22 protein-coding genes are annotated in these 21,750 nt (G+C 73.1%); 14 read left to right on the top strand and 8 right to left on the bottom strand.

Translation table 11 applies throughout. The features are described from left to right. Positions 1–2 precede the first annotated feature (2 nt). The 10 genes from nuoI (at position 3) to ACWEQL_RS03885 (ending at position 12,499) form a co-directional block, all read left to right on the top strand. Complete coding sequence (nuoI, locus tag ACWEQL_RS03930) at positions 3–587, top strand: NADH-quinone oxidoreductase subunit NuoI (protein WP_452148553.1); 585 nt, start codon at positions 3–5, stop codon at positions 585–587. A gap of 11 nt (positions 588–598) precedes the next feature. Continuing rightward, positions 599–1,462 carry an NADH-quinone oxidoreductase subunit J gene (locus ACWEQL_RS03925; protein WP_452148620.1) on the top strand — a complete coding sequence of 288 codons (864 nt, stop codon included), beginning with the start codon at positions 599–601 and terminating at the stop codon, positions 1,460–1,462. Then, a complete protein-coding gene (nuoK, locus tag ACWEQL_RS03920) occupies positions 1,459–1,758 on the top strand; it encodes an NADH-quinone oxidoreductase subunit NuoK (protein WP_452148552.1) in 300 nt (99 codons plus the stop codon). Before ACWEQL_RS03925 ends, nuoK begins: the two co-directional genes overlap by 4 nt. A 14-nt stretch (positions 1,759–1,772) precedes the next feature. Then, positions 1,773–3,668: an NADH-quinone oxidoreductase subunit L gene (gene nuoL / locus ACWEQL_RS03915; protein WP_452148551.1), complete on the top strand. Its 1,896-nt coding sequence runs from the start codon at positions 1,773–1,775 to the stop codon at positions 3,666–3,668. A 34-nt stretch (positions 3,669–3,702) separates the two neighbouring features. Beyond that, the gene (locus ACWEQL_RS03910) at positions 3,703–5,328 is read left to right on the top strand and encodes an NADH-quinone oxidoreductase subunit M (RefSeq protein WP_452148550.1); all 1,626 of its coding nucleotides are present in this window, start codon (positions 3,703–3,705) and stop codon (positions 5,326–5,328) included. Beyond that, positions 5,325–6,962 carry an NADH-quinone oxidoreductase subunit NuoN gene (gene nuoN / locus ACWEQL_RS03905; RefSeq protein WP_452148549.1) on the top strand — a complete coding sequence of 546 codons (1,638 nt, stop codon included), beginning with the start codon at positions 5,325–5,327 and terminating at the stop codon, positions 6,960–6,962. The genes ACWEQL_RS03910 and nuoN overlap by 4 nt, the downstream gene beginning before the upstream one ends. Before the next feature lie 208 nt (positions 6,963–7,170). After that, positions 7,171–8,181 carry a polyprenyl synthetase family protein gene (locus ACWEQL_RS03900; RefSeq protein WP_452148548.1) on the top strand — a complete coding sequence of 337 codons (1,011 nt, stop codon included), beginning with the start codon at positions 7,171–7,173 and terminating at the stop codon, positions 8,179–8,181. A gap of 261 nt (positions 8,182–8,442) precedes the next feature. Further along, a complete protein-coding gene (locus tag ACWEQL_RS03895) occupies positions 8,443–9,105 on the top strand; it encodes a LuxR C-terminal-related transcriptional regulator (protein ID WP_452148547.1) in 663 nt (220 codons plus the stop codon). 371 nt (positions 9,106–9,476) lie between these two features. After that, positions 9,477–11,447 (top strand): 2-oxoacid:acceptor oxidoreductase subunit alpha, encoded by a 1,971-nt coding sequence (locus ACWEQL_RS03890; RefSeq protein ID WP_452148546.1) that lies wholly within the window; start codon positions 9,477–9,479, stop codon positions 11,445–11,447. Further along, the gene (locus ACWEQL_RS03885; RefSeq protein ID WP_452148545.1) at positions 11,444–12,499 is read left to right on the top strand and encodes a 2-oxoacid:ferredoxin oxidoreductase subunit beta; all 1,056 of its coding nucleotides are present in this window, start codon (positions 11,444–11,446) and stop codon (positions 12,497–12,499) included. The genes ACWEQL_RS03890 and ACWEQL_RS03885 overlap by 4 nt, the downstream gene beginning before the upstream one ends. A 133-nt stretch (positions 12,500–12,632) precedes the next feature. On the opposite strand, the gene ACWEQL_RS03880 is transcribed toward ACWEQL_RS03885, so the two are convergent. From ACWEQL_RS03880 to ACWEQL_RS03865, 4 genes are all read right to left on the bottom strand, one after another. Then, complete coding sequence (locus tag ACWEQL_RS03880) at positions 12,633–13,268, bottom strand: DUF5701 family protein (protein ID WP_452148544.1); 636 nt, start codon at positions 13,266–13,268, stop codon at positions 12,633–12,635. A gap of 117 nt (positions 13,269–13,385) precedes the next feature. Continuing rightward, positions 13,386–13,946, bottom strand: coding sequence for a hypothetical protein (locus ACWEQL_RS03875; RefSeq protein ID WP_452148543.1), 561 nt, complete (start codon positions 13,944–13,946; stop codon positions 13,386–13,388). Between the two features lie 171 nt (positions 13,947–14,117). Next, a complete protein-coding gene (locus ACWEQL_RS03870; protein ID WP_452148542.1) occupies positions 14,118–14,672 on the bottom strand; it encodes a hypothetical protein in 555 nt (184 codons plus the stop codon). A gap of 192 nt (positions 14,673–14,864) precedes the next feature. Next, positions 14,865–15,422: a TetR/AcrR family transcriptional regulator gene (locus ACWEQL_RS03865; RefSeq protein ID WP_452148619.1), complete on the bottom strand. Its 558-nt coding sequence runs from the start codon at positions 15,420–15,422 to the stop codon at positions 14,865–14,867. Between the two features lie 125 nt (positions 15,423–15,547). Between ACWEQL_RS03865 and ACWEQL_RS03860 the strand changes: the two genes are divergently transcribed. Beyond that, entirely contained in the window at positions 15,548–15,988 is a 441-nt protein-coding gene (locus ACWEQL_RS03860; RefSeq protein WP_452148541.1) for a DoxX family protein, read from the top strand. A gap of 33 nt (positions 15,989–16,021) precedes the next feature. Here the strand turns inward: ACWEQL_RS03860 and ACWEQL_RS03855 are convergent, their stop codons facing one another. Next, positions 16,022–16,243 carry a DUF6011 domain-containing protein gene (locus ACWEQL_RS03855; RefSeq protein WP_452148540.1) on the bottom strand — a complete coding sequence of 74 codons (222 nt, stop codon included), beginning with the start codon at positions 16,241–16,243 and terminating at the stop codon, positions 16,022–16,024. 50 nt (positions 16,244–16,293) lie between these two features. Here ACWEQL_RS03855 and ACWEQL_RS03850 point away from each other — a divergent pair, with 50 nt between their 5' ends. Then, positions 16,294–17,067 carry a TetR/AcrR family transcriptional regulator gene (locus ACWEQL_RS03850; RefSeq protein WP_452148539.1) on the top strand — a complete coding sequence of 258 codons (774 nt, stop codon included), beginning with the start codon at positions 16,294–16,296 and terminating at the stop codon, positions 17,065–17,067. Positions 17,068–17,131: 64 nt separating this feature from the next. On the opposite strand, the gene ACWEQL_RS03845 is transcribed toward ACWEQL_RS03850, so the two are convergent. After that, on the bottom strand, positions 17,132–17,515 hold the full coding sequence (locus ACWEQL_RS03845) for a winged helix-turn-helix transcriptional regulator (RefSeq protein WP_452148538.1): 384 nt from the start codon (positions 17,513–17,515) through the stop codon (positions 17,132–17,134). A gap of 97 nt (positions 17,516–17,612) precedes the next feature. Between ACWEQL_RS03845 and ACWEQL_RS03840 the strand changes: the two genes are divergently transcribed. Continuing rightward, positions 17,613–18,464 carry an SDR family oxidoreductase gene (locus ACWEQL_RS03840; RefSeq protein ID WP_452148537.1) on the top strand — a complete coding sequence of 284 codons (852 nt, stop codon included), beginning with the start codon at positions 17,613–17,615 and terminating at the stop codon, positions 18,462–18,464. 163 nt (positions 18,465–18,627) lie between these two features. Further along, entirely contained in the window at positions 18,628–19,656 is a 1,029-nt protein-coding gene (gene rarD / locus ACWEQL_RS03835) for an EamA family transporter RarD (RefSeq protein WP_452148536.1), read from the top strand. Between the two features lie 112 nt (positions 19,657–19,768). On the opposite strand, the gene ACWEQL_RS03830 is transcribed toward rarD, so the two are convergent. After that, positions 19,769–20,644: an ABC transporter permease gene (locus tag ACWEQL_RS03830; RefSeq protein ID WP_452148535.1), complete on the bottom strand. Its 876-nt coding sequence runs from the start codon at positions 20,642–20,644 to the stop codon at positions 19,769–19,771. Continuing rightward, positions 20,631–21,695, bottom strand: coding sequence for an ABC transporter ATP-binding protein (locus ACWEQL_RS03825; RefSeq protein ID WP_452148618.1), 1,065 nt, complete (start codon positions 21,693–21,695; stop codon positions 20,631–20,633). The genes ACWEQL_RS03830 and ACWEQL_RS03825 overlap by 14 nt, the downstream gene beginning before the upstream one ends. Positions 21,696–21,750 lie beyond the last annotated feature (55 nt).

Below are 21,750 nucleotides of genomic sequence, written 5' to 3'. Positions count from 1 at the left end.
AGATGTCGTCCGACGAGACGGACAAGCCGTCGATTCTCGGCCCGGCCGCCGGCTTCGGCGTGACCTTCAAGGCCATGTTCAAGAAGCGGCTCACCGAGCAGTACCCGGAGCAGAAGAAGCCCACCGCTCCGCGCTTCCACGGCCGTCACCAGCTGAACCGGCACCCGGACGGACTGGAGAAGTGCGTCGGCTGTGAGCTGTGCGCCTGGGCCTGCCCGGCCGACGCGATCTACGTCGAGGGCGCCGACAACCGCGACGGGGAGCGCTACTCGCCCGGTGAGCGGTACGGCGCGGTCTACCAGATCAACTACGCCCGCTGCATCCTGTGCGGGCTCTGCATCGAGGCCTGCCCGACCCGCGCGCTCACCATGACCAACGAGTACGAGCTGGCGGACTCCTCGCGCAAGGACCTCATCTTCACCAAGGAGCAGCTCCTGGTGGGCCTGTCCGAGGGCATGGTCGACACGCCGCACGCGATCTTCCCGGGTGCCGACGAGGGCGCCTACTACCGGGGCGAGATCACCCAGGCGGCGCCGGGCACCGAGCGGCAGGAGCGCACCGAGCGGGAGAAGGAGGTGCACCCGTGAACCCCGAGTCCATGACCTCCACCGGGGAGGCCGTGCAGTTCTGGGTGCTGGCGGTGATCGCCGTGGGCGGCGCGCTGGGCATGCTGCTGATGCGCAAGGCGGTGCACAGCGCGCTCTGCCTGGCCGCCACCATGCTGGCGCTGGCGGTCTGTTACATGGCCCAGGGCGCGGTCTTCCTGGGTGTGGTGCAGATCGTTGTCTACACCGGCGCGATCATGATGCTCTTCCTGTTCGTGGTGATGCTGGTCGGCGTGACCAGCGCCGACTCGCTGAAGGAGCAGCTGAAGGGGCAGCGGTTCGCCGCGGTGCTCTGCGGGCTGGGCTTCGGCGTCCTGCTGATCGCCGGCATCGCCAACGCCGGGCTGGACACCTTCACCGGTCTCGCCGAGGCCAACGCCGAGGGCAATGTGCAGGGCCTGGCCCGGCTGATCTTCACCCGGTACGTCTGGGCCTTCGAGGTCACCGGCGCGCTGCTGATCACCGCGGCGATCGGCGCCATGGTGCTGACCCACCGCGAGCACGTGACGGCCCCGAAGACCCAGCGCGAGCTGGCCGCCCAGCGGGTCAAGGACAACCTGCAGGTGCCGCCGATGCCCGCCCCCGGCGTGTACGCCCGGCACAACGCGGTGGACATCCCGGGCCTGCTGCCGGACGGCACCGTCGCCGAGGACTCCGTCATGGGGACCCTGCGCGAGCGGGGCCAGATCCGCGACGTCAGCCAGGAGATGCTGCAGCGGATGGCCGAGCTGGAGGCCAGCACCGCCGACTGGCTGGGCCGCCCGCCGTCCGAGCGGCCGCCGGTGGCGGGGCCGCGCGAGCCGGCCGGGCGCAAGGCCCTGGAACCCGTACCCAACCACGAGGAAGGTGCGGAGTGAATCCGGTCAACTACCTCTACCTCTCCGCCCTGTTGTTCACCATCGGCGCCGCCGGTGTGCTGATCCGGCGCAACGCGATCGTGCTGTTCATGTGCGTCGAGCTGATGCTCAACGCCTCGAACCTGGCCCTGGTCACCTTCTCCCGGCTGCACGGCAACCTGGACGGGCAGATCATCGCGTTCTTCACCATGGTGGTCGCGGCGGCCGAGGTCGTGGTCGGCCTCGCCATCATCGTGTCCATCTTCCGGACCAGGCACTCCGCTTCGGTCGACGACAGCAACCTGATGAAGCTGTAGGCGGAGGGCCCTCGGTGAACTCTCTCATTCCGCTGCTCGTGGCGGCCCCGTTGGCCGGTGCCGCCCTGCTGCTGCTCGGTGGCCGCGCGCTGGACCGGTTCGGCCACTGGCTGGCCACCGCGCTGGCGGCGCTCTCCTTCGGTTTCGGGCTCGCCCTGTTCTCGGACCTGCTGGGCCGCGAGGCCGATCGGCGCACCATCACGGAGCACCTGTACACCTGGATCCCGGTCAACGGATTCCAGGCGGACGTGGCCTTCCGGATCGACCAGCTCTCCATCACCTTCGTCCTGCTGATCACCGGTGTCGGCAGCCTGATCCACCTGTACTCGATGGGCTACATGGCGCACGACGAGCGCCGGCGCCGCTTCTTCGCCTACCTCAACCTGTTCCTGGCGGCGATGCTGCTGCTGGTGATCGCGGACAACTACCTGCTGCTGTACGTCGGCTGGGAGGGCGTGGGCCTGGCCTCGTACCTGCTCATCGGCTTCTGGCAGCACAAGCCGAGCGCCGCGGTGGCCGCCAAGAAGGCGTTCATCGTCAACCGCGTCGGCGACATGGGCCTGTCCATCGCGATCATGCTGATGTTCGTGGAGTTCGGCTCCTTCGCGTTCGGGCCGGTCTTCGCCACGGCGCCCCAGGCGAGCGAGGGCAAGCTGACCGCGATCGGGCTGATGCTGCTGCTGGCGGCCTGCGGCAAGTCCGCCCAGGTCCCGCTGCAGTCCTGGCTCGGGGACGCGATGGAGGGCCCGACCCCGGTCTCCGCGCTGATCCACGCGGCCACCATGGTGACCGCCGGCGTCTACCTGATCACCCGCTCCGGTGCGATCTTCAACCTGGCGCCGGACGCCCAGACCGCCGTGGTGGTGGTCGGCGCGGTCACGCTGCTCTTCGGTGCGATCGTCGGTTGTGCCAAGGACGACATCAAGAAGGCGCTGGCCGGCTCGACCATGTCGCAGATCGGCTACATGATCCTGGCGGCCGGTCTCGGCCCGATCGGCTACGCCTTCGCGATCATGCACCTGGTGACCCACGGCTTCTTCAAGGCCGGGCTCTTCCTCGGCGCCGGTTCGGTCATGCACGGCATGAACGACGAGGTGAACATGCGTCACTACGGCGGCCTGCGCAAGTACATGCCGGTCACCTTCGTCACCTTCGGTCTCGCCTACCTGGCCATCATCGGCTTCCCGGGGCTGTCCGGCTTCTTCTCCAAGGACAAGATCATCGAGGCGGCCTTCGCCAAGGGCGGCACCGAGGGCTGGATCCTCGGTCTCTGCACCCTGGTCGGCGCCGCCGTCACCGCGTTCTACATGACCCGGGTGATGATCCTGACCTTCTTCGGCGAGCGCCGCTGGCAGCCGGACGAGCAGGGCAACGACCCGCACCCGCACGAGTCGCCCCGGAGCATGACCGTCCCGATGATCGTGCTGGCCTTCGGCTCGGTCTTCGCGGGCGGCCTGTTCGTCCTCGACGACTCCTTCGTGGACTGGCTGGAGCCGGTCACCGGGTACGCGCACGGGCACTCCCCGCTCTCCGAGATCACCGTCACCGTGCTGGCCACCGTCTGCATGGCGGCCGGCGTGGCCGTGGCGTACCTGATGTACGGGCGCTCCGCCGTCCCCGTGGTGCCCCCGGTGGGCTCCCCGCTCACCCGGGCCGCCCGCCGCGACCTGCTGCAGGACGACTTCAACCACGCGGCCCTGGTCCGTCCCGGCTCGGCGCTCACCGCCGCGCTGGTCTACTTCGACAGCAAGGGCCTGGACGGCTTCGTCAACGGTCTGGCCGCGATGATCGGCGGCATCTCCGGCCGCCTGCGCCACATCCAGAACGGCTACGTGCGGACGTACGCGCTCTCCATGTTCGGCGGCACGCTGGTGCTGGTCGCCACGACTCTCCTGATGAGGTCCGTCTGATGATCAGGTCCATGTCCTCCCCGGGGAGGCGGTCGTGAGCTACCTGCTGACCGCCACCTGCGCCGTCCCGGCGGCCGGCGCGGTGCTGACCGCCGCGCTGCCCGCCGGGTCCAGCGAGGCGCGGCGGCGTACCACCAAGACCGTCGCCCTGGCCGTCTCGGCGCTCACCCTGGTGCTCGCCGCCGTGGTCACCGCCCGCTTCGACACCGGCCCCGGAGCCGCGCGCTACCAGCTGACCGAGTCCTACAGCTGGATCCGCTCCTTCGGGATCACCTTCTCGCTCGGCGTGGACGGCATCGGCGCGGTGCTGGCGCTGCTCACCGCCGTGCTGGTGCCGGTGGTCATGCTCGCCTCCTGGCACGACGCCGACCCGGCCGTCGCCGCGCCGGAGGGGAGCTTCGAGAGCAAGCGCCGCACCCAGGGCTTCTTCGCCCTGATCCTGGCGCTGGAGGCGATGGTGATCGTCTCCTTCTACGCCACCGACGTCTTCCTCTTCTACGTCTTCTTCGAAGCCATGCTGATCCCGCTGTACTTCCTGATCGGCGGCTTCGGCGACCGGGCCGGCGGCCCCGATTCGGGGCGTCAGCGCAGCTACGCGGCGGTCAAGTTCCTGCTCTACAACCTGCTCGGCGGCCTGATCATGCTGGCCGCGGTGATCGGGCTGTACGTCATCGGGCAGGAGCAGGGGGTCGGCACCTTCGACCTGCAGACCCTGACCTCCGCGGTGCAGAGCGGGAAGCTGGAGCTCAGCGGCACCGCCGAGAAGGCGCTCTTCCTGGGCTTCTTCTTCGCCTTCGCGGTCAAGGCCCCGCTCTGGCCGCTGCACACCTGGCTGCCCAACGCGATGGGCGAGGCCACCGCCGGGACGGCCGTGCTGATCACCGCGGTGGTCGACAAGGTCGGCACCTTCGCGATGCTCCGCTTCTGCCTCGGGCTCTTCCCGGACGCCTCCAAGACCTTCGCCCCGGCGATCCTGGTGCTCTCGGTGATCGGGATCCTCTACGGAGCGCTGGTCGCGGTCGGGCAGAAGGACATCAAGCGGCTGGTCGCGTACGCCTCGATCTCGCACTTCGGCTTCATCATCATGGGCATCTTCGCGATGACCAGCCAGGGCCAGAGCGGCGCCACCCTCTACATGGTCAACCACGGCATCTCCACCGCCGCGTGGATGCTGGTCGCGGGCTTCCTGATCTCCCGTCGCGGCTCGCGCCTGATCGCGGACTACGGCGGTGTGCAGAAGGTCGCCCCGGTGCTCGCCGGGACGTTCCTGATCGGCGGTCTGGCCACCCTGTCGCTGCCGGGGCTCGCCCCCTTCGTCAGCGAGTTCCTGGTCCTGGTGGGCACCTTCACCCGGTACCCGGCCCTGGGCATCGTCGCCACCTTCGGCATCGTGCTCGCCGCGCTGTACGCCCTGCTGCTGTACCAGCGCACCATGACCGGCCCGGTCCGGGAGGGCGTGCGGTCCATGCCCGACCTGAAGGTCCGCGAACTCGCGGTGGTGGCACCGCTGGTGGCGCTGACCGTGCTGCTCGGGGTCTACCCGAAGCCGCTCACCGACATCGTCAACCCCTCGGTGGACCGGACCCTCTCACAGGTCCACGAGACCGACCCGGCGCCGGCCCACCCGGTCGCCGCCACCTCAGGAGGTGATCACAAGTGAGCACCACCGGATGGCTCGCCGCCGCCGGCGGCAACAGCCCCAGCATCCCGGCGCCGCACATCGAGTACGGCCTGCTCTCCCCGATGCTGGTGGTGTTCGGCGCCGCCGTGGTCGGCATCCTGCTGGAGGCCTTCCTGCCCCGCCGGTACCGGCACCCGGCCCAGGTCGCGCTCGCCCTGCTCGGCCTCGGCGGCGCGTTCACCGCCGTGGTGGTGCTCGCCGCCCAGGGGTACGGCTCCGAGAAGGTCGACCTGCTCGCGGAGGGCGCGGTCGCGCTCGACGGCCCCGCCCTCTTCCTGCAGGGCGTGATCCTGCTGGTCGGGATCGTCGCGGTGTTCACCTACGCCGAGCGCCGGCTGGAGCCGAAGGCCGGCGGGGAGCCCGCCGACACCTTCACCGCCCAGGCCGCCGCCACCCCCGGCGGCGAGCACGAGCGGGCCGCGGTCCGGGCCGGCCTCACCACCAGCGAGGTCTTCCCGCTCACCATGTTCGCGATCGGCGGCATGCTGCTCTTCCCCGCCGCCAACGACCTGCTGACGATGTTCGTGGCGCTGGAGGTCCTCTCCCTCCCGCTGTACCTGCTCTGCGCGCTGGCCCGGCGCCGCCGGCTGCTCTCCCAGGAGGCGGCGGTCAAGTACTTCCTGCTCGGCGCCTTCGCCTCGGCGTTCTTCCTGTTCGGCACCGCCCTGCTGTACGGCTACGCGGGCGGCGTGCGGCTCGGCCACATCGCGGACGTCATCTCCGGGCGGGCGCCGGCCACCGCGGCGCTGCTGTCCACCACCCAGAACGACGCCCTGCTGCTGGTGGGCCTGGCCATGCTCTCGGTCGGCCTGCTCTTCAAGGTCGGCGCGGTGCCGTTCCACTCCTGGACCCCGGACGTCTACCAGGGCGCCCCGACCCCGGTCACCGGCTTCATGGCGGCGGCCACCAAGGTCGCCGCGTTCGGCGCGCTGCTGCGGCTGTTCTACGTCGCCTTCCCCGGCCTGCGGCTGGACTGGCGGCCGGTCATGTGGGGCGTGGCGATCCTCACCATGGTGGTCGGCGCGGTCCTGGCCGTCACCCAGCAGGACGTGAAGCGCCTGCTCGCCTACTCCTCGATCGCGCACGCCGGCTTCATCCTGACCGGCGTCATCGCCACCAACAAGCAGGGCCTGAGCTCGGTGCTCTTCTACCTGCTGGCGTACTCCTTCGTGACGCTCGGCGCCTTCGCGGTCGTCACCCTGGTGCGCGACTCCAAGGGCGAGGCCACCCACCTCTCCAGCTGGGCCGGGCTCGGCCGGCGTTCGCCGCTGGTCGCGGCGGTCTTCGCGCTGTTCCTGCTGGCCTTCGCCGGGATCCCGCTGACCTCGGGCTTCACCGGCAAGTTCGCGGTCTTCCAGGCCGCGGCGGCCGGCGGGGCCACCCCGCTGGTGATCGTGGGCGTGCTCAGCTCGGCGGTGGCGGCGTTCTTCTACATCCGCGTCATCGTGCTGATGTTCTTCTCCGACCCGCGGCCCGGCGGTCCGACCGTGGCCATCCCGAGCGTCTTCACGGCCACCGCGATCGGCCTCGGCGTGCTGGTCACCCTCGCCCTGGGGCTGCTGCCCCAGTACTTCCTGGACCTCGCGTCCGAGGCCTCGCTGTTCGTTCGCTGAGGCACCGTCCGTCCGGGTCGCGCCCTTACCGGCGCGGCCCGGACGCGCCGTATCCGCACCCTTGCTGACCAGCGAATAGGGCCCGATCATGACAGGATCCGCACGCCCGTGCAGTGATCCACTCACGACCGGATACCCTGCCTGTAAGGCCAGCGGCGGCACCAAGGGACCAGACCGCCAGATCGACCAGGGCAGAGGAGTGGTCTTCGTGACCGTCGTGGGACCCTTCGGGCTCAGCGTGCAGGACCGCGATCTGACCCGCGATGTCCAGGCCGGGATGGACGCGGTGGAGACCGCGCTCATCGAGGCCGTCAAGAGTGACGTCCCGTTCATCACCGTCACCGCCAGTCACCTGATCGAGGCGGGCGGCAAGCGCTTCCGCCCGCTGCTGGTGATGCTCGCCGCCCAGTTCGGCGACCCGTACGCGCCCGGCGTGGTGCCGGCCGCCGTGGTCGTGGAGCTCACCCACCTCGCGACGCTCTACCACGACGACGTGATGGACGAGGCACCCGTGCGGCGCGGCGCCCCCAGCGCCAACTCCCGCTGGGACAACTCGGTCGCCATCCTCACCGGCGACTTCCTGTTCTCCCGCGCCTCGCAGGTGCTCTCCGCCCTCGGCCCGGACGCGGTCCGCCTCCAGGCCGACGCCTTCGAGCGGCTGGTCACCGGTCAGATCCTGGAGACCGCCGGCCCCGGCCCGGACGACGACCCGCTGCGCCACTACCTGGACGTCATCGCCGGCAAGACCGGCTCGCTGATCGCCGTCTCCGGCCGCCTCGGCGCCCAGATGGCCGGCGCCGAGCAGTGGGTCATCGACATCCTCACCGAGTACGGCGAGCGGATGGGCACCGCCTTCCAACTGGCCGACGACGTGCTGGACATCGCCAGCGACAGCCACGAGTCCGGCAAGACCCCCGGCACCGACCTGCGCGAGGGCGTGCCCACCCTGCCGATCCTGCTGCTGACCCAGATGCCGGTGGACGAGTCCGACCCGGCCGACCTGCGGCTGCGCGAGCTGCTCACCCTGGACCTGGCCGACGACGAGCTGCACGCCGAGGCGCTGCGACTGCTGCGCCGCCACCCGGCGCTGGAGCGGGCCCGCCGGGAGACCCTGCGGCACGCCGAGGAGGCCCGCGCGCTGCTGGAGCCGCTGCCGGACTGCCCGGCGAAGGCCGCCCTGCAGGGGCTGTGCGACGCGGTGGCCATCCGCACCATGTGACCGGTCGCGGTACGTCCGGCCCGGGTGCACCCGGTGGCGGTGCGATCGGACGCGCCGCGGTCCCCGCGCCCGGCGCCCCGCGGCCACCGGCGGGTACGGTCCGGGGCCACGGCGAGCACGTTCCGTGAGCGCGGCGGTGCTGTCCGGGGCCGTGGCGCCGTGATCCGGACGAGGGCGGCCCGGGGCCGGGAAAACCCCGTCGGGGCGCCCTGCCGATAGGGAAGACTGGCACCCGTCAGTCCGACCACCTGGAAGGCCGCCATGCTTCGCGTCGTCATCGCCGAGGACTCCGTACTCCTGCGGGAGGGCCTGACCAGGCTGCTGACCGACCGCGGTCTGGAGGTCGTGGCCGGCGTCGCGGACGGCGACGCCCTGCTGAGGACCATCGACGAGCTGGCCGCCGCCGACGCCCTGCCGGACGTGGTGGTGTCCGACGTGCGGATGCCTCCGACCCACACCGACGAGGGCCTGCGCGCTTGCGTCACCCTCCGTGGCCGCCACCCGCGGCTGGGCGTGCTGGTGCTGTCGCAGTTCGTGGAGGAGCGCTACGCCGCCGAGCTGCTGGCCGGTTCCACCCGGGGCGTCGGCTACCTGCTGAAGGACCGGGTCGCCGAGGTGCGCGAGTTCGTCGACGCGGTGGTCCGGGTGGCCGAGGGCGGTACCGCGCTGGACCCCGAGGTGGTGCAGCAGCTGCTCAGCCGCAGCCGCAAGGGCGACGTCCTGGCGGGCCTGACCCCGCGCGAGCGCGAGGTGCTGGGGCTGATGGCCGAGGGCCGCACCAACACGGCGGTGGCCAAGCAGCTGGTGGTCTCGGACGGCGCCGTGGAGAAGCACGTCAGCAACATCTTCCAGAAGCTGGGCCTCGCGCAGAGCCCGGAGGACCACCGCCGGGTGCTGGCGGTACTCACCTACCTGAACTCCTGACGGGCCCGCCCGCCCGGACCCGGCAGGGGTCCCGCGGCCGTCCGTCGGCCCCGGGAGCCCGGCCGCCCGCCGGAACCCTTGCCGGGCCCTGCGCCGGCCTCGCGTCGGCCCCCGCCGGAGCCGTTCCGGACCGCCGCCGGACGCCCGCCGGACCCTCGGCGGACCGTCGCCGGACCCTCGGCGGACCGCCCCCGGGTGGTATGAACCAGCCACCCGGCGTTGTTGTCGTCGATGTACGGCGGCCATTTCCCGCCGCATGCGGGAGTTCCGTCCAAGGCAATCCCCACCCGCATAGGATGCGAGAGGTGCACCAGGCGGACGGGGCACACGGCTCACGCCCGCGGCTGATGCCCACGAGGAGGTCCGCGGCAGTGACCAGTCAGGTCGATCAGTCAGAGGCAGTGGACGGCCCGGGCGAGGGCAAGGGCCCCAGTGGTCCGCCCGCTCCGGGAGGGCCGCAGCCCAGGCGTGCCAAGCCGATCCGCAGACTGGACCGGGTGATCATCAGGTTCGCCGGCGACTCCGGCGACGGGATGCAGCTCACCGGCGACCGGTTCACCTCGGAGACGGCTTCCTTCGGCAACGACCTCTCCACCCTGCCCAACTTCCCGGCCGAGATCCGGGCCCCCGCCGGGACCCTGCCGGGCGTGTCGTCCTTCCAGCTGCACTTCGCCGACCACGACATCCTCACTCCCGGTGACGCGCCCAACGTCCTGGTGGCGATGAACCCGGCGGCCCTCAAGGCCAACCTGCCCGACCTGCCGCGCGGCGCGGAGATCATCGTCAACACCGACGAGTTCACCAAGCGCGCGCTGGCCAAGGTCGGCTACGGGGCCGACCCGCTCGCGGACGGCTCGCTGGAGGCGTACCACCTGCACAAGGTGCCGCTGACCTCGCTGACCCTGGAGGCGCTGAAGGACAGCGGGCTGGCGCGCAAGGACGCCGAGCGGGCGAAGAACATGTTCGCCCTGGGCCTGCTCTCCTGGATGTACCACCGGCCGACCCACGGCACCGAGTCCTTCCTGCGCAGCAAGTTCGCCAAGAAGCCGCTGATCGCCGAGGCGAACATCAGCGCCTTCCGGGCGGGCTGGAACTTCGGCGAGACCACCGAGTCCTTCGCCGTCTCCTACGAGGTGCCGCCGGCCCGGCTGCCGGCCGGCCGCTACCGCAACATCTCCGGCAACCTGGCGCTGTCCTACGGTCTGATCGCCGCCGCCCGGCGCTCCGGACTGCCGCTCTACCTCGGCTCGTACCCGATCACCCCGGCCTCCGACATCCTGCACGAGCTGAGCAAGCACAAGAACTTCGGCGTGCGCACCTTCCAGGCCGAGGACGAGATCGCCGGCATCGGCGCGGCCCTGGGCGCGGCCTTCGGCGGCGCGCTCGGGGTGACCACCACCTCCGGCCCGGGCATCGCCCTCAAGAGCGAGACCATCGGTCTGGCGGTCTCGCTGGAGCTGCCGCTGCTGGTGGTCGACATCCAGCGCGGCGGGCCGTCCACCGGTCTGCCGACCAAGACCGAGCAGGCCGACCTGCTGCAGGCCATGTTCGGACGCAACGGCGAGGCCCCGGTGCCGATCGTCGCCCCGGCCACCCCGGCCGACTGCTTCGACGCGGCCCTGGAGGCGGCCCGGATCGCGGTCACCTACCGCACCCCGGTCTTCCTGCTCTCGGACGGCTACCTGGCCAACGGCTCGGAGCCCTGGCGGATCCCCGAGGTCGACGAACTGCCCGAGATCGCCCCGGACTTCGCGACCGGGCCGAACCGCGAGGACGGCGCCTTCTGGCCGTACCAGCGCGATCCGCAGACCCTGGCCCGCCCCTGGGCGGTGCCCGGCACGCCCGGCCTCGAACACCGGATCGGCGGCATCGAGAAGCAGGACGGCACCGGCAACATCTCCTACGACCCGGCCAACCACGACTTCATGGTGCGCACCCGCCAGGCCAAGGTGGACGGCGTCGCCGTCCCGCCGCTGGAGGTCGACGACCCGAGCGGCGACGCCCGGCTGCTGGTGCTGGGCTGGGGCTCGACGTACGGGCCGATCACGGCGGCGGTGCGCCGGGTGCGCGCGGACGGCGGGCGGGTCGCCCAGGCGCACCTGCGCCACCTCAACCCGTTCCCGGCCAACCTCGGCGCGGTGCTGAGGAGTTACGACAAGGTGATCGTCCCCGAGATGAACCTCGGGCAGCTGGCCCTGCTGCTGCGCGCCAAGTACCTGGTGGACGCGCAGTCGTACAACCAGGTGCGCGGACTCCCCTTCAAGGCGGCCCAGTTGGCGGACGTGCTGGGCGCGGCGATCGGGAACCTGGGCGAGGCGGCGAGCGAGGAGGACCCCCGATGAGCGAGCAGTACCCCTCCCTGCGGCTGGTGCCGAAGGCCGAGGCCCAACAGAGTGCCAAGGACTTCAAGACGGACCAGGAGGTGCGCTGGTGCCCCGGATGCGGTGACTACGCGATCCTGGCCGCGGTGCAGTCGTTCATGCCGGAGCTGGGGATCCGGCGGGAGAACACCGTGTTCGTCTCCGGCATCGGCTGCTCCTCGCGCTTCCCTTACTACATGAACACCTACGGGGTGCACTCGATCCACGGCCGGGCGCCGGCGATCGCGACCGGTCTGGCCTCCTCGCGGCAGGACCTCTCGGTCTGGGTGGTGACCGGGGACGGCGACGCGCTGTCCATCGGCGGCAACCACCTGATCCACGCGCTACGGCGGAACGTGAATCTGAAGATCCTCTTGTTCAACAACCGTATCTACGGCCTCACCAAGGGCCAGTACTCGCCGACCAGCGAGGTCGGGAAGATCACCAAGTCCACCCCGATGGGCTCGCTCGACGCCCCGTTCAACCCGCTCTCGCTGGCCCTCGGCGCCGAGGCCACCTTCGTCGCCCGGACCATCGACTCCGACCGCCAGCACCTGCAGTCGGTGCTGCGGGCGGCGGCCGAGCACGAGGGCACGGCGCTGGTGGAGATCTACCAGAACTGCAACATCTTCAACGACGGCGCCTTCGAGGTGCTCAAGGAGCCGGGCACCCGGGACGAGGCGCTGATCCGGCTGGAGCACGGCCGGCCGATCCGCTTCGGCGCCGACGGCGGCCAGGGCGTCTTCCGCTCCGCCGACACCGGTGAGCTGTACGTGGCCGGGGTGACCGCCGAGAACGAGGACGCCGTCCTGGTCCACGACGCCCACGCCGCAGGCCCGGCCGGGGCCTTCGCGCTCTCCCGGATCGCCGACGCCGACACCCTGCACCACACCCCGATCGGGGTGCTGCGCAGCGTGCGGCGCCCGGTGTACGACGAGCTGATGGCCGGCCAGTTGGAGACGGCGGTGGAGCGGCACGGGACGGGCGACCTCGCCGCGCTGCTGGCGGGCAACGACACCTGGACGGTCGAGTAGCCGCCCGGACGGGCCCGACGGCCGAACGGGCGGGTGCCCCCGGGTGCGGGGGCACCCGCCCGTTCTCGGTGTGCGCCGGTGCGGCGGCACGGTGATGCGGCGGCGCGGCGGCGCGGTGGTGCGGCGGCCGGTGTCAGGCGCCGGTGCGGCCGGCGGCGGAGGCCATGCCCAGCCAGGTGTGCGGGTTGCCCTCCCAGCACCAGCCGAGCTTGGGGGCGCCCTGGCTGATCCAGGTGGCCGGCACCCGGCGGTCGCCGCAGCGGGAGGCGCCGAGCGAGAAGCACTTGTTCCTGGCCAGTGCCTGCGGATGCAGTGTCACGAAGGCCAGTCCCTCCTCGATGGTGAGCGGGGTGCGCCCGCGCTCGGCGATCGTGGCCATCGCGTCCCGTGGCGCGGCGCCGCAGAACTCCTCGCCCCGGTCGGCGTCCAGGAGGAGGTAGGCCGGGGAGTCGGGCAGCGCCACCTCGGGGACGGGGAGGAAACGTTCGAGGTCGCCGTCCGCGAAGCTGCGGTCGATGACGCCGGGCTTGGCCCGGCCGGTGAGGGTGGTGAGCGGGACGGTCCGCTCGATGGGAACCAGGGCCCGGGTGGCGACCAGGAGGAACGGGGCGCGGCCCTCGTCGGGCTCCCACGGCAGGTCGGCGACCTGCTCACGGAGCGGGTCGCAGAGCTCGCGGAAGGCGTCCTCGGTGAGCCCGGCCAGGTCGGGGTAGCCGAGCTCCACGAGACGGGAGAGCTGGCGGTCGAACTCGGTGGTGCTCAGGGTCAAAGCACTGCCCTTCGTCGGCGATTATCCCGTACGCAGTACAGTGTACACTGTACGGAGATAGCGGCCGGGGCCCTTTCCGGCCGGATTCCCATGCGGTTCCGGCCATCCGGGCGGGCGTCAGGCGAGTGCCGCGGTCGGAGCGGGTCGGTGCTCGCCGCGGCGGCGACGGGCGTACGAGAGCGTGACGGCCAGCAGCAGCGGGCCCCAGGCCAGCATCGGGGCGTAGCAGAGACCCATCACCACGCGGGCCGTGCCCTGCGGGAACTCCGGGTTGGCGAGCGGGCCGCCGGGCGCGAGGGTCAGGGCCGCGCAGAGGGCCGTCACCGCGAACGCGCCCGCCACCGCGGGGATGACCGCCGCCATCGGCGGGACGCGGCGGCCGCCCAGCCGGGGCACCCAGGCCGGCAGCCGCTCGCCCCACGGGCGCACCAGGCCGAGCGTCAGGCTCGCGGCCAGCTCCGAACCGACCGACAGCACCAGGACGTACGCCAGGATGTCGAGGCCTCGGTACAGCTCGCGCAGCGAGCCGGTGAAGCCGACGTCCACCCCGGCGGCCAGCGCCAGCCGCCAGAGGCAGGACGGGATCGTGCAGCACACCGTCAGCCAGGCGGCCACCACGGCCCAGCGCGGGGCGGTGGTCGCGGTGGTGGTGCTGGCGGCGTTCCGTCCGGCCTTCATCGGGTGCTCCTCGTCCACGGCTGTCGGGCCCGGCGCGTGGCGGGTCGCGCGTACGCCGGGCGGTGCTCCGACGATCCCGCGCCACCGGGGCCGGCCCCATCGTCCGCGCCGCCGATCCGCCTCCCCCTGTGGGGGGAACCGTGCGGCGCGCGGGTGGTCGCCGCCCGGGCGTCAGGCCCGGCGGTGCCGGCGCTGGTAGGCGTAGGTGACCGCCCCGGCCAGCGGGCCGACGGCGGCCAGCGGCAGGTAGAGGAGGCCGACCAGCAGGCTCCCGAGCGAGGTCATCTGCGGGTGCGGCAGCGCCCACCAGGCGGCGAACGGCAGGCAGGTCACCACGAGGACGACCGTGGCGAGCCAGGCCACCCGGGTCACCGTCCGGGGGTCGGGGCGCCGGCCGCCGACCAGCGGGAGCCGGGCGGGCAGCACCTCGCCCCACGGGCGGACCAGGGCCAGCGTGGCCAGGCCCGTCAGCTCGATGGCCAGGCTCAGCCCGACCACGTAGAGCGCGCCCCAGCCCTGCGGGTCCAGCTCCCGGTACCCGGCCTCGGTGTAGCCGGCGGTGTACCCGGCGGCCAGCAGCAGCCGCCACAGCCCGGAGGGCAGGGTCACCAGGGCGGCGGCGTGGGCGGCCCTGACCGCCCAGCGCGGGGGCGGGGGCGTCGGGTCGGCGGTGTCGCCGGGGTCGGCGGCGTGGTCCCCGGGGGCGCGGCCGGTGGTGTTCGTCATACCGACGATGCTTCCGTTCCGGGCACGCGGTGGCGTCGGTCCGGCGGACGGGCCCCCGCCGTCCGTCCGGTGGAGCCGTCCGGCGGCGGCTCCCCCCGGCGGGGGAGCGGTGTCCTCCCCGGCCCCGGCATTAATGGCACCGCCACCGCCACCGCCACCGACACCGGCACCGGTCCCGGATCCGCCGGAGGGTCAGCGGCCGCCGAAGACGAGTCGCAGGACCTCCCGGGCGAGCTCCTCGGGGTCGGCGTCCGCGCTCTCGGCCAGGGCGCCGCTCAGCCACAGGCTCGCGAAGCCGTGGACCAGCGACCAGGCGGCGATGGTGGTCGCCCGGCTGCGGGCCGGGTCCGGGGCGAAGCCGCCGGCGGTGGCCGTGAGGACCCGGCCGGCGCGATCGCGGGCCGAGGCCACCGCGGGGTCGTCCGCGCGGTAGAGCTCCGGCCGGAACATCACCTCGAAGTGGGCCCGGTGGTCGATCGCGAACCGCACGTACGCCACGCCCGACTCCAGGCCGTCGGGGGCGGCCCGTTCCAGGCTCGCGGCGAACAGTTCGAAGCCCTCGGCGGCCACCGCCGTCAGCAGGCCCGCCTTGTCGCCGAAGTGGTGGGCGGGGGCGGCGTGCGAGACCCCGGCGCGGCGGGCGAGTTCGCGCAGGCTCCAGCCGGTCGGGCCGGACTCGCCGATCGCGTCGAGGGCGGCGTCGATGACGGCGCGACGCAGGTTGCCGTGATGGTACGTCGGCTGACTGATCTTGCTCACCTCCGGGGGTCGGGCGCTTGCGGGTCCGATCCTATCTTGACGTTGACAAGATGGAGGCGCTCCCCCCAATCTTGCCGATGACAAGATTCATCGGTGACACCACTGGGGGGAACGGGATGATCCCGCTCATCGCGCTGTTCGCTGGTTCCGTCGCGCTCCGGGCGCTCGGGTTCGCGGGGGTGGACGCCCTCGAGGCCTGGCAGCCCGCCCTGCGCGGCGGCCTCGCCCTGATGTTCGTGTTCACCGGGGTGCCGCACTTCGTGCCGAGCTGGCGGCGGGACTTCGTCGCCATGATCCCGGCCGCGCTGCCGCGCCCCGCGCTGCTGGTCACCCTCACCGGCGTGCTGGAGCTGGCCGGTGCCGCCGGACTGCTGGTGCCGCCGCTGGCGCCCTTCGCGGCGGCCGGGCTGGCGCTGCTGATGCTCGCGATGTTCCCGGCCAACGTCTCCGCCGCCCGCCGTGGCCTGACCCTGGGCGGCCGGCCGGTGACGGCCCTCCCCGCCCGGACGGCGATGCAGGTGGTGTTCGTCGCGGCGGCCGTCGCCGCCGCGCTCTGACGGGCCGCCACCACCTCGTCCGGCGGCCCCGGCTCAGCGGCCGGGGCCGCCGTCGACGCCGGGGATCGGCTCCTGGGGGACCTCGTGGCGGGGGACGCGCTCGGCCGGGTCCCGGCACTCCGGCCCCAGCCGCAGGATGCGGGACTCCGGGTCGTGCAGCGGGCGGTGGCAGCGGCGGCAGGTGACGCGGGCGCGCAGCACCGCCACCGGCTCGGGCAGGCCGGGCAGCGGCTCGGACTCGGGGGCGGCGGTCATGGCGTGACGGTACCGGGTGGCCGCCGGGCGGGCCGTGAAAGGATCGGCGCATGGCCACCGACCGCAGCAGCGCAGGCGATCCCGCGCGGACCCTCGCCCTCCTCTGGGGGGTCACGGCGCAGGAGCGGCCGGGCCGGCGCGGCCCCCGGCAGGCGCGGTCGACCGAGGAGATCGCCGCCGCCGCCGTCGCGGTCGCCGACGCCGAGGGCGTGGAGGCCGTCACCATGCGCCGGATCGCCCAGGAGCTCGGGCTCTCCCCGATGGCGCTGTACACCTACGTGCCCGGCAAGGCCGAACTGCTCGACCTGATGCTCGACACCGTCTACGCCCGGATGACCCGCGCCACCCCCGCCGACGACGGCTGGCGGGCCCGGGTGACGGCCGTGGCCGAGGACAACCGCGCGCTGTACCGGGCGCACCCGTGGGTGGCCGAGGTCTCCACCAGCCGCCCGCCGCTGGGGCCGGGCCTGATGGCCAAGTACGAGTACGAGCTGCGCGCCCTGGAGGGCACCGGCCTGCCGGACGTCGAACTGGACGCGGCGCTCACCCACCTGCTCGGGTTCGTGCAGACCTGTGCCCGGGTGGCCGCCGACGAGCGGGCCGCCGAACAGGACAGCGCGATGAGCGACGAGCGGTGGTGGGCGGCCAACGCCCCCCTGCTGGCCCGGGTCTTCGACGCCGAGCGTCACCCCACCGCGGCCCGGGTGGGCGCGGCCGCCGGCGCGGCCCACGGCGGGGCGTACAGCCCGGATCACGCGTACGACTTCGGCCTCGCCCGGGTCCTGGACGGGCTCGCCGCGCTCATCGACCGCACCGCCCGCTGAGCCCGGGGCCGCGGGTCCACCGGGCCCGCCGGGTCCACCGCGCCCCGCGGGCTGAACGGCCGCCTCAGCGCTCGCGGTTGTCGTACTCGACGCGGGCCTCCAGGACGGCCGGCACGCGGTGCTCCGTCCAGTGGGCGAGCGCGGCGACCAGCCCGGCGGCCTCCTCGCCGAGGGCGGTCAGGCTGTAGTCGACGCGCGGCGGGATCACCGGATGGGCCTCGCGCAGGACGAAGCCGTCGCGCTCCAGGGTCTGCAGGGTCTGGGCGAGCATCTTCTCGCTCACGCCGGAGACGCGGCGGCGCAGCTCGCTGAAGCGGTAGCCGCGCTCGCTCAGCGCCATCAGCACCAGTACGCCCCAGCGGCTGGTGACGTGCTCCAGCACGCCCCGGGACGGGCACATCCGGTCGAGCACGTCCGCCGGCGGGAACTCCTTGGTCATTACCTCCATGCCAGTACCGTACTTCAAAGTGCGTACTTACCGAAAGAGAGTGCACTCCCTAGGGTGAGTGTCGAAGTCAACGAGGGACAACCGAGGGAGCAACCCCATGTACGTCGTCACCGGTGCCACCGGACAGCTCGGCCGTCTGGTCGTCGAGGGCCTGCTGGCGAAGGTGCCCGCGAGCGAGGTCGCGGTCGCCGTCCGTTCCGCCGAGAAGGCGGCCGACCTCGCCGGGCGCGGGGTCGCCGTCCACGTGGTCGACTACGACCGCCCGGAGACCCTGGCCGGGGTCTTCGCCGCCGGCGACCGGGTGCTGCTGATCTCCGGGAACGCGGTCGGCCGGCGGGTCCCGCAGCACACGGCCGTGGTCGAGGCGGCGCGCGCCGCCGGTGTCGCGCTGCTCGCGTACACCAGTGCGCCCGGGGTGGCGACCTTCCGCCTGGTGGACGAGCACCGGGGGACCGAGGACGCGATCCGCGGGTCCGGGCTGCCCTTCGCGCTGCTGCGCAACGGCTGGTACACCGAGAACTACCTGGGCGACGCGGCCGGCACGGTGGCCCGCGGCGCGGTGGTCGGCAGCGCCGGCGAGGGCGGCCGGGTCGCCTCGGCGCCGCGCCGGGACTACGCCGACGCGGCGGTCGCCGTCCTGCTCGGCGAGGGCCACGAGAACCGGGTGTACGAGCTCAGCGGGGACGCCGCCTGGAGCTTCGCCGAGCTGGCCGCCGAGCTGGCGCAGGCCTCGGGCAGGCCGGTGGAGCACCGCGTGGTCACCCCGGCCGAGCACCGCGAGGTGCTGATCGGCGCGGGCCTGCCGGAGGGCTTCGCCGAGATCCTGGTGGACGTCGACGCCGGCATCGCGCGCGGCGAGCTGGCCGGCACCCCGGGCGACCTGGCCCGGCTGATCGGCCGCCCGACCGTCCCGCTGGCCGAGAGCGTGCGCGCGGCCCTGGCGGTCTGAACGGCCCCGCGGGGCCGGACGGCCGGCCCCGCGGACCGGGACGGGAGGCCCTGCGGGACCGTGACCCACCTGTCATGACCAAAAGGTGGATACGGAGATGACAGCTCGCCCTCCCGCCCGCTACCGTCGGCTCGGATCACACGCGCGCGGAGGGCAGGCCGTCATGGCAGGGACAACCCAGGGGGAGGCCGGCAGAGGCCTCTGGTACGGATTCGCGGCGTACGGCATCTGGGGGCTGTTCCCGCTCTTCTGGCCGCTGCTGGAGCCGGCCGAGGCGGACGACATCCTGGCCAACCGGATGGTCTGGTCGCTGGTCGCGATGGTGCTGCTGCTGACGGCCATGCGGCACTGGGACTGGATACGCCCGCTGCTGCGCGAGCCCCGCAAGCTGGTGATGTCCGCGGCCGCGGCCGCCGTGGTCTCGGTCAACTGGGGCGTCTACATCTGGGGCGTCAACGCCGGCCACGTCGTGGAGACCAGCCTCGGCTACTTCATCAACCCCCTGGTGACCATCGCCTTCGGCGTCCTGGTGCTCAAGGAGCGGCTGCGCACCGCGCAGTGGGCGGCGGTGGGCATCGGCGCGGCCGCCGTGGCGGTGCTGACCGTCGGGTACGGGCGGCTGCCGTGGATCGCGCTGACCCTGGCCCTCTCCTTCGCCACCTACGGGCTGCTGAAGAAGACGGTCGGCCTCAGCGGGGTGCAGAGCCTGGCGCTGGAGAGCGCCTTCATGTTCCCCTTCGCGCTCGCCTACCTCGTTTACCTGGAGATCACCGGCAAGGGCACCTTCGGGCACGCGGTGGCCGGGTCGTTCGGCTGGGGGCACTCGGGGCTGCTGGTGCTCAGCGGGCTGATCACCGCGGTCCCGCTGCTGTTCTTCGGGGCGGCGGCGGTCCGGGTGCCGCTGACCATGCTGGGGCTGCTGCAGTACCTGGCGCCGCTGTTCCAGTTCCTGATCGGCGTCGCGGTCTTCCACGAGTCGATGCCGCCCGCCCGCTGGGCCGGCTTCGCCCTGGTGTGGGCGGCGCTGGCGGTGCTCACCTGGGACGCGGTGCGCCGGGTCCGCGCGGACCGGCTGGGCCGGGCGGCGGTCCGCGGCCTGCCGGAGCCGGAGCCGGGGTCGGCGTCGGGACCGGCGCCCGCGCCGGGACCCGGGGCCGCGCAGGCCGAGGGCGCCCCCGTCACCACCCGCTGACCCCGCCACCACCCGCCGTCGAGGACCATCACCCGCCGTCGAGGATCATCACCCGCTGACCCGCCCGTCGGCCGGCCGGCGCCCACCCGCCGGCCGCCGGCGCCCACGCGGTCTACGCGGTGATGTCCCGCGAGGTGAAGCGCGACCACGCGGCCGAGCCGAACACCGCCACGTACGCCGCCTGGAGACCGAGGTTCTTCAGGACCCCGTCCCAGTACATCGGCTCGCGCAGCAGGTCCCCGAAGCTCAGCCAGTGGTGGGTGAACAGGTACGGCTGGATCGCGTGCAGCTGCGGGAAGCTGTCCAGGATCTGCACGGTGATCACCAGGCCGACGGTGGCCGCCATCGCCGCGATGCCGCTGCCGGTCAGGGTGGAGACGAACAGCCCGATCGCCACCAGCCCGGCCAGCGAGGCCGCCACCACGCAGGCCACCAGCACCGCCCGTACCAGCGCCTCGGTGAAGCCGATGGTGTCGCCGGAGATCAGCGTCACCTCGCCGAGCGGGAAGAGCGCCGCCCCGGTGGCGAGTGCCGCCAGCGCGACCGTCACCGTGGCCGCCACGCAGAACGCCAGGCCCGCGGCGAACTTGGCGGCCAGCAGCCGGGTGCGCCCGGCCGGGGCGACCAGCAGGTAGCGCAGCGTGCCGCCGGCCGACTCGCCCGCGATCGCGTCCCCGGCGACCACGCCGACCGTCATCGGCAGGAACACCGGGAGCGCCACGGCCAGCGCGGTGAACACCAGGAACAGGCCGTTCTGGGTCACCTGGGCGATGAAGGCCGGACCCTCGCCGCCGCGCGGCCCGTCCGTCTCGATCTTGATCACGGTGCCGATCAGCACCGGCAGCACCGCCAGGATGGCCAGCAGCACGATCGTGCGCACCCGGCGGAAGGTCAGCGCCAGCTCGCTGCGGAACAGCGCCAGGAACCCGGCGGCCGTCCGCGTCCGCCGCCCCGTTCCGACGGTGGCCAGGACCTCAGCCCGCGACATCGAAGCCCTCCCCGGTCAGCGCCACGAAGGCGTCCTCCAGCGTTCCCCGTTCGACCCCGAAACCGCGCACCCGGACGCCGGCCTCGACCAGCGCCGCGCACAGCCCGGCCAGCACGTCGTCGGCCGACACGTCGTCGGCCGGAACGCCGCCGGGCGGTCCGCCAGCCGGCGCACCCCCGGCCGGTGCGGCGAGTTCGCCGTCCACCCGCTCCGCGCCGACCACCACGTCGGTCACCCGGTGCCGGGTCAGCACCTCGCCCGCCAGGACGGCGTCCGGCGTCCGGACCACCAGCCGTCCCTGGGCCCGCGCGGCCAGCTCGGCCACCGTGCCCTGGGTCAGCAGCCGGCCCCGGGACATCACGGCCGCGTGGGTGCAGACCTGCTCGATCTCGTCCAGCAGGTGCGAGGAGAGGAAGACCGTTGTGCCCTCGGCCGCGACCTCCCGGACGAGCGCCCGGATCTCGCGCATGCCCTGCGGGTCGAGACCGTTGGTCGGCTCGTCCAGCACCAGCAGCTCGCGCGGCTGCAGCAGCGCGGAGGCCAGGCCCAGCCGCTGCTTCATGCCCAGCGAGTAGGCCCGCGCCTTCTTGCCGGCCGCTGCGGTCAGGCCCACCCGCTCCAGCGCCTCCTCGACGCGGCGGGCGCGGGTGCGCGGGTCGGCGGTCGGGTCGGCGGAGTCGAAGCGGGCCAGGTTGTCCCGGCCGGAGAGGAAGCCGTACAGGGCGGGGCCCTCGATCAGCGCGCCCACCCGGGGGAGGACGGTGGCCACCGACTGCGGCATCGACTCGCCGAGCACCGTCGCCACCCCGGAGGTGGGCGCGATCAGGCCCATCAGCATCCGGATGGTGGTGGTCTTCCCGGAGCCGTTGGGGCCCAGGAAGCCGAAGACGCTGCCCCGGGGCACGCTCAGGTCCAGCCCGTCGACGGCGAGCTGGCCGCCGCGGAAGCGCTTGGTGAGGCCCCTGGTCCTGATGACGTCGTCGGACGGCCCGGCGGCGCGGCCGGGGGCGGGGGCGGGGGCGGGGGCGGGGGCGGGGGGGCCGGTGGAGATCGGTAGAGCGGCGTGTAGGGGAAGAGGGTCTTCCGGTGGGTGTTGATCGCGGTGG

This window comes from Kitasatospora sp. NPDC004240, assembly GCF_053603215.1.
The sequence above is the reverse complement of the archived record's forward strand: the minus strand, read 5'-3'. Positions and strand labels throughout refer to the sequence as shown.

What these genes read in the sequence shown, in the direction of transcription:
- nuoI (WP_452148553.1), top strand. Translation starts at nt 3, where the DNA reads ATGTCGTCCGACGAGACGGACAAGCCGTCGATTCTCGGCCCGGCCGCC.
- ACWEQL_RS03925 (WP_452148620.1), top strand. Translation starts at nt 599, where the DNA reads ATGACCTCCACCGGGGAGGCCGTGCAGTTCTGGGTGCTGGCGGTGATC.
- ACWEQL_RS03895 (WP_452148547.1), top strand. Translation starts at nt 8,443, where the DNA reads ATGCTTCGCGTCGTCATCGCCGAGGACTCCGTACTCCTGCGGGAGGGC.
- ACWEQL_RS03885 (WP_452148545.1), top strand. Translation starts at nt 11,444, where the DNA reads ATGAGCGAGCAGTACCCCTCCCTGCGGCTGGTGCCGAAGGCCGAGGCC.
- ACWEQL_RS03875 (WP_452148543.1), bottom strand. Translation starts at nt 13,946, where the DNA reads ATGAAGGCCGGACGGAACGCCGCCAGCACCACCACCGCGACCACCGCC.
- ACWEQL_RS03870 (WP_452148542.1), bottom strand. Translation starts at nt 14,672, where the DNA reads ATGACGAACACCACCGGCCGCGCCCCCGGGGACCACGCCGCCGACCCC.
- ACWEQL_RS03860 (WP_452148541.1), top strand. Translation starts at nt 15,548, where the DNA reads ATGATCCCGCTCATCGCGCTGTTCGCTGGTTCCGTCGCGCTCCGGGCG.
- ACWEQL_RS03855 (WP_452148540.1), bottom strand. Translation starts at nt 16,243, where the DNA reads ATGACCGCCGCCCCCGAGTCCGAGCCGCTGCCCGGCCTGCCCGAGCCG.
- ACWEQL_RS03850 (WP_452148539.1), top strand. Translation starts at nt 16,294, where the DNA reads ATGGCCACCGACCGCAGCAGCGCAGGCGATCCCGCGCGGACCCTCGCC.
- ACWEQL_RS03845 (WP_452148538.1), bottom strand. Translation starts at nt 17,515, where the DNA reads ATGGAGGTAATGACCAAGGAGTTCCCGCCGGCGGACGTGCTCGACCGG.
- ACWEQL_RS03840 (WP_452148537.1), top strand. Translation starts at nt 17,613, where the DNA reads ATGTACGTCGTCACCGGTGCCACCGGACAGCTCGGCCGTCTGGTCGTC.
- rarD (WP_452148536.1), top strand. Translation starts at nt 18,628, where the DNA reads ATGGCAGGGACAACCCAGGGGGAGGCCGGCAGAGGCCTCTGGTACGGA.
- ACWEQL_RS03830 (WP_452148535.1), bottom strand. Translation starts at nt 20,644, where the DNA reads ATGTCGCGGGCTGAGGTCCTGGCCACCGTCGGAACGGGGCGGCGGACG.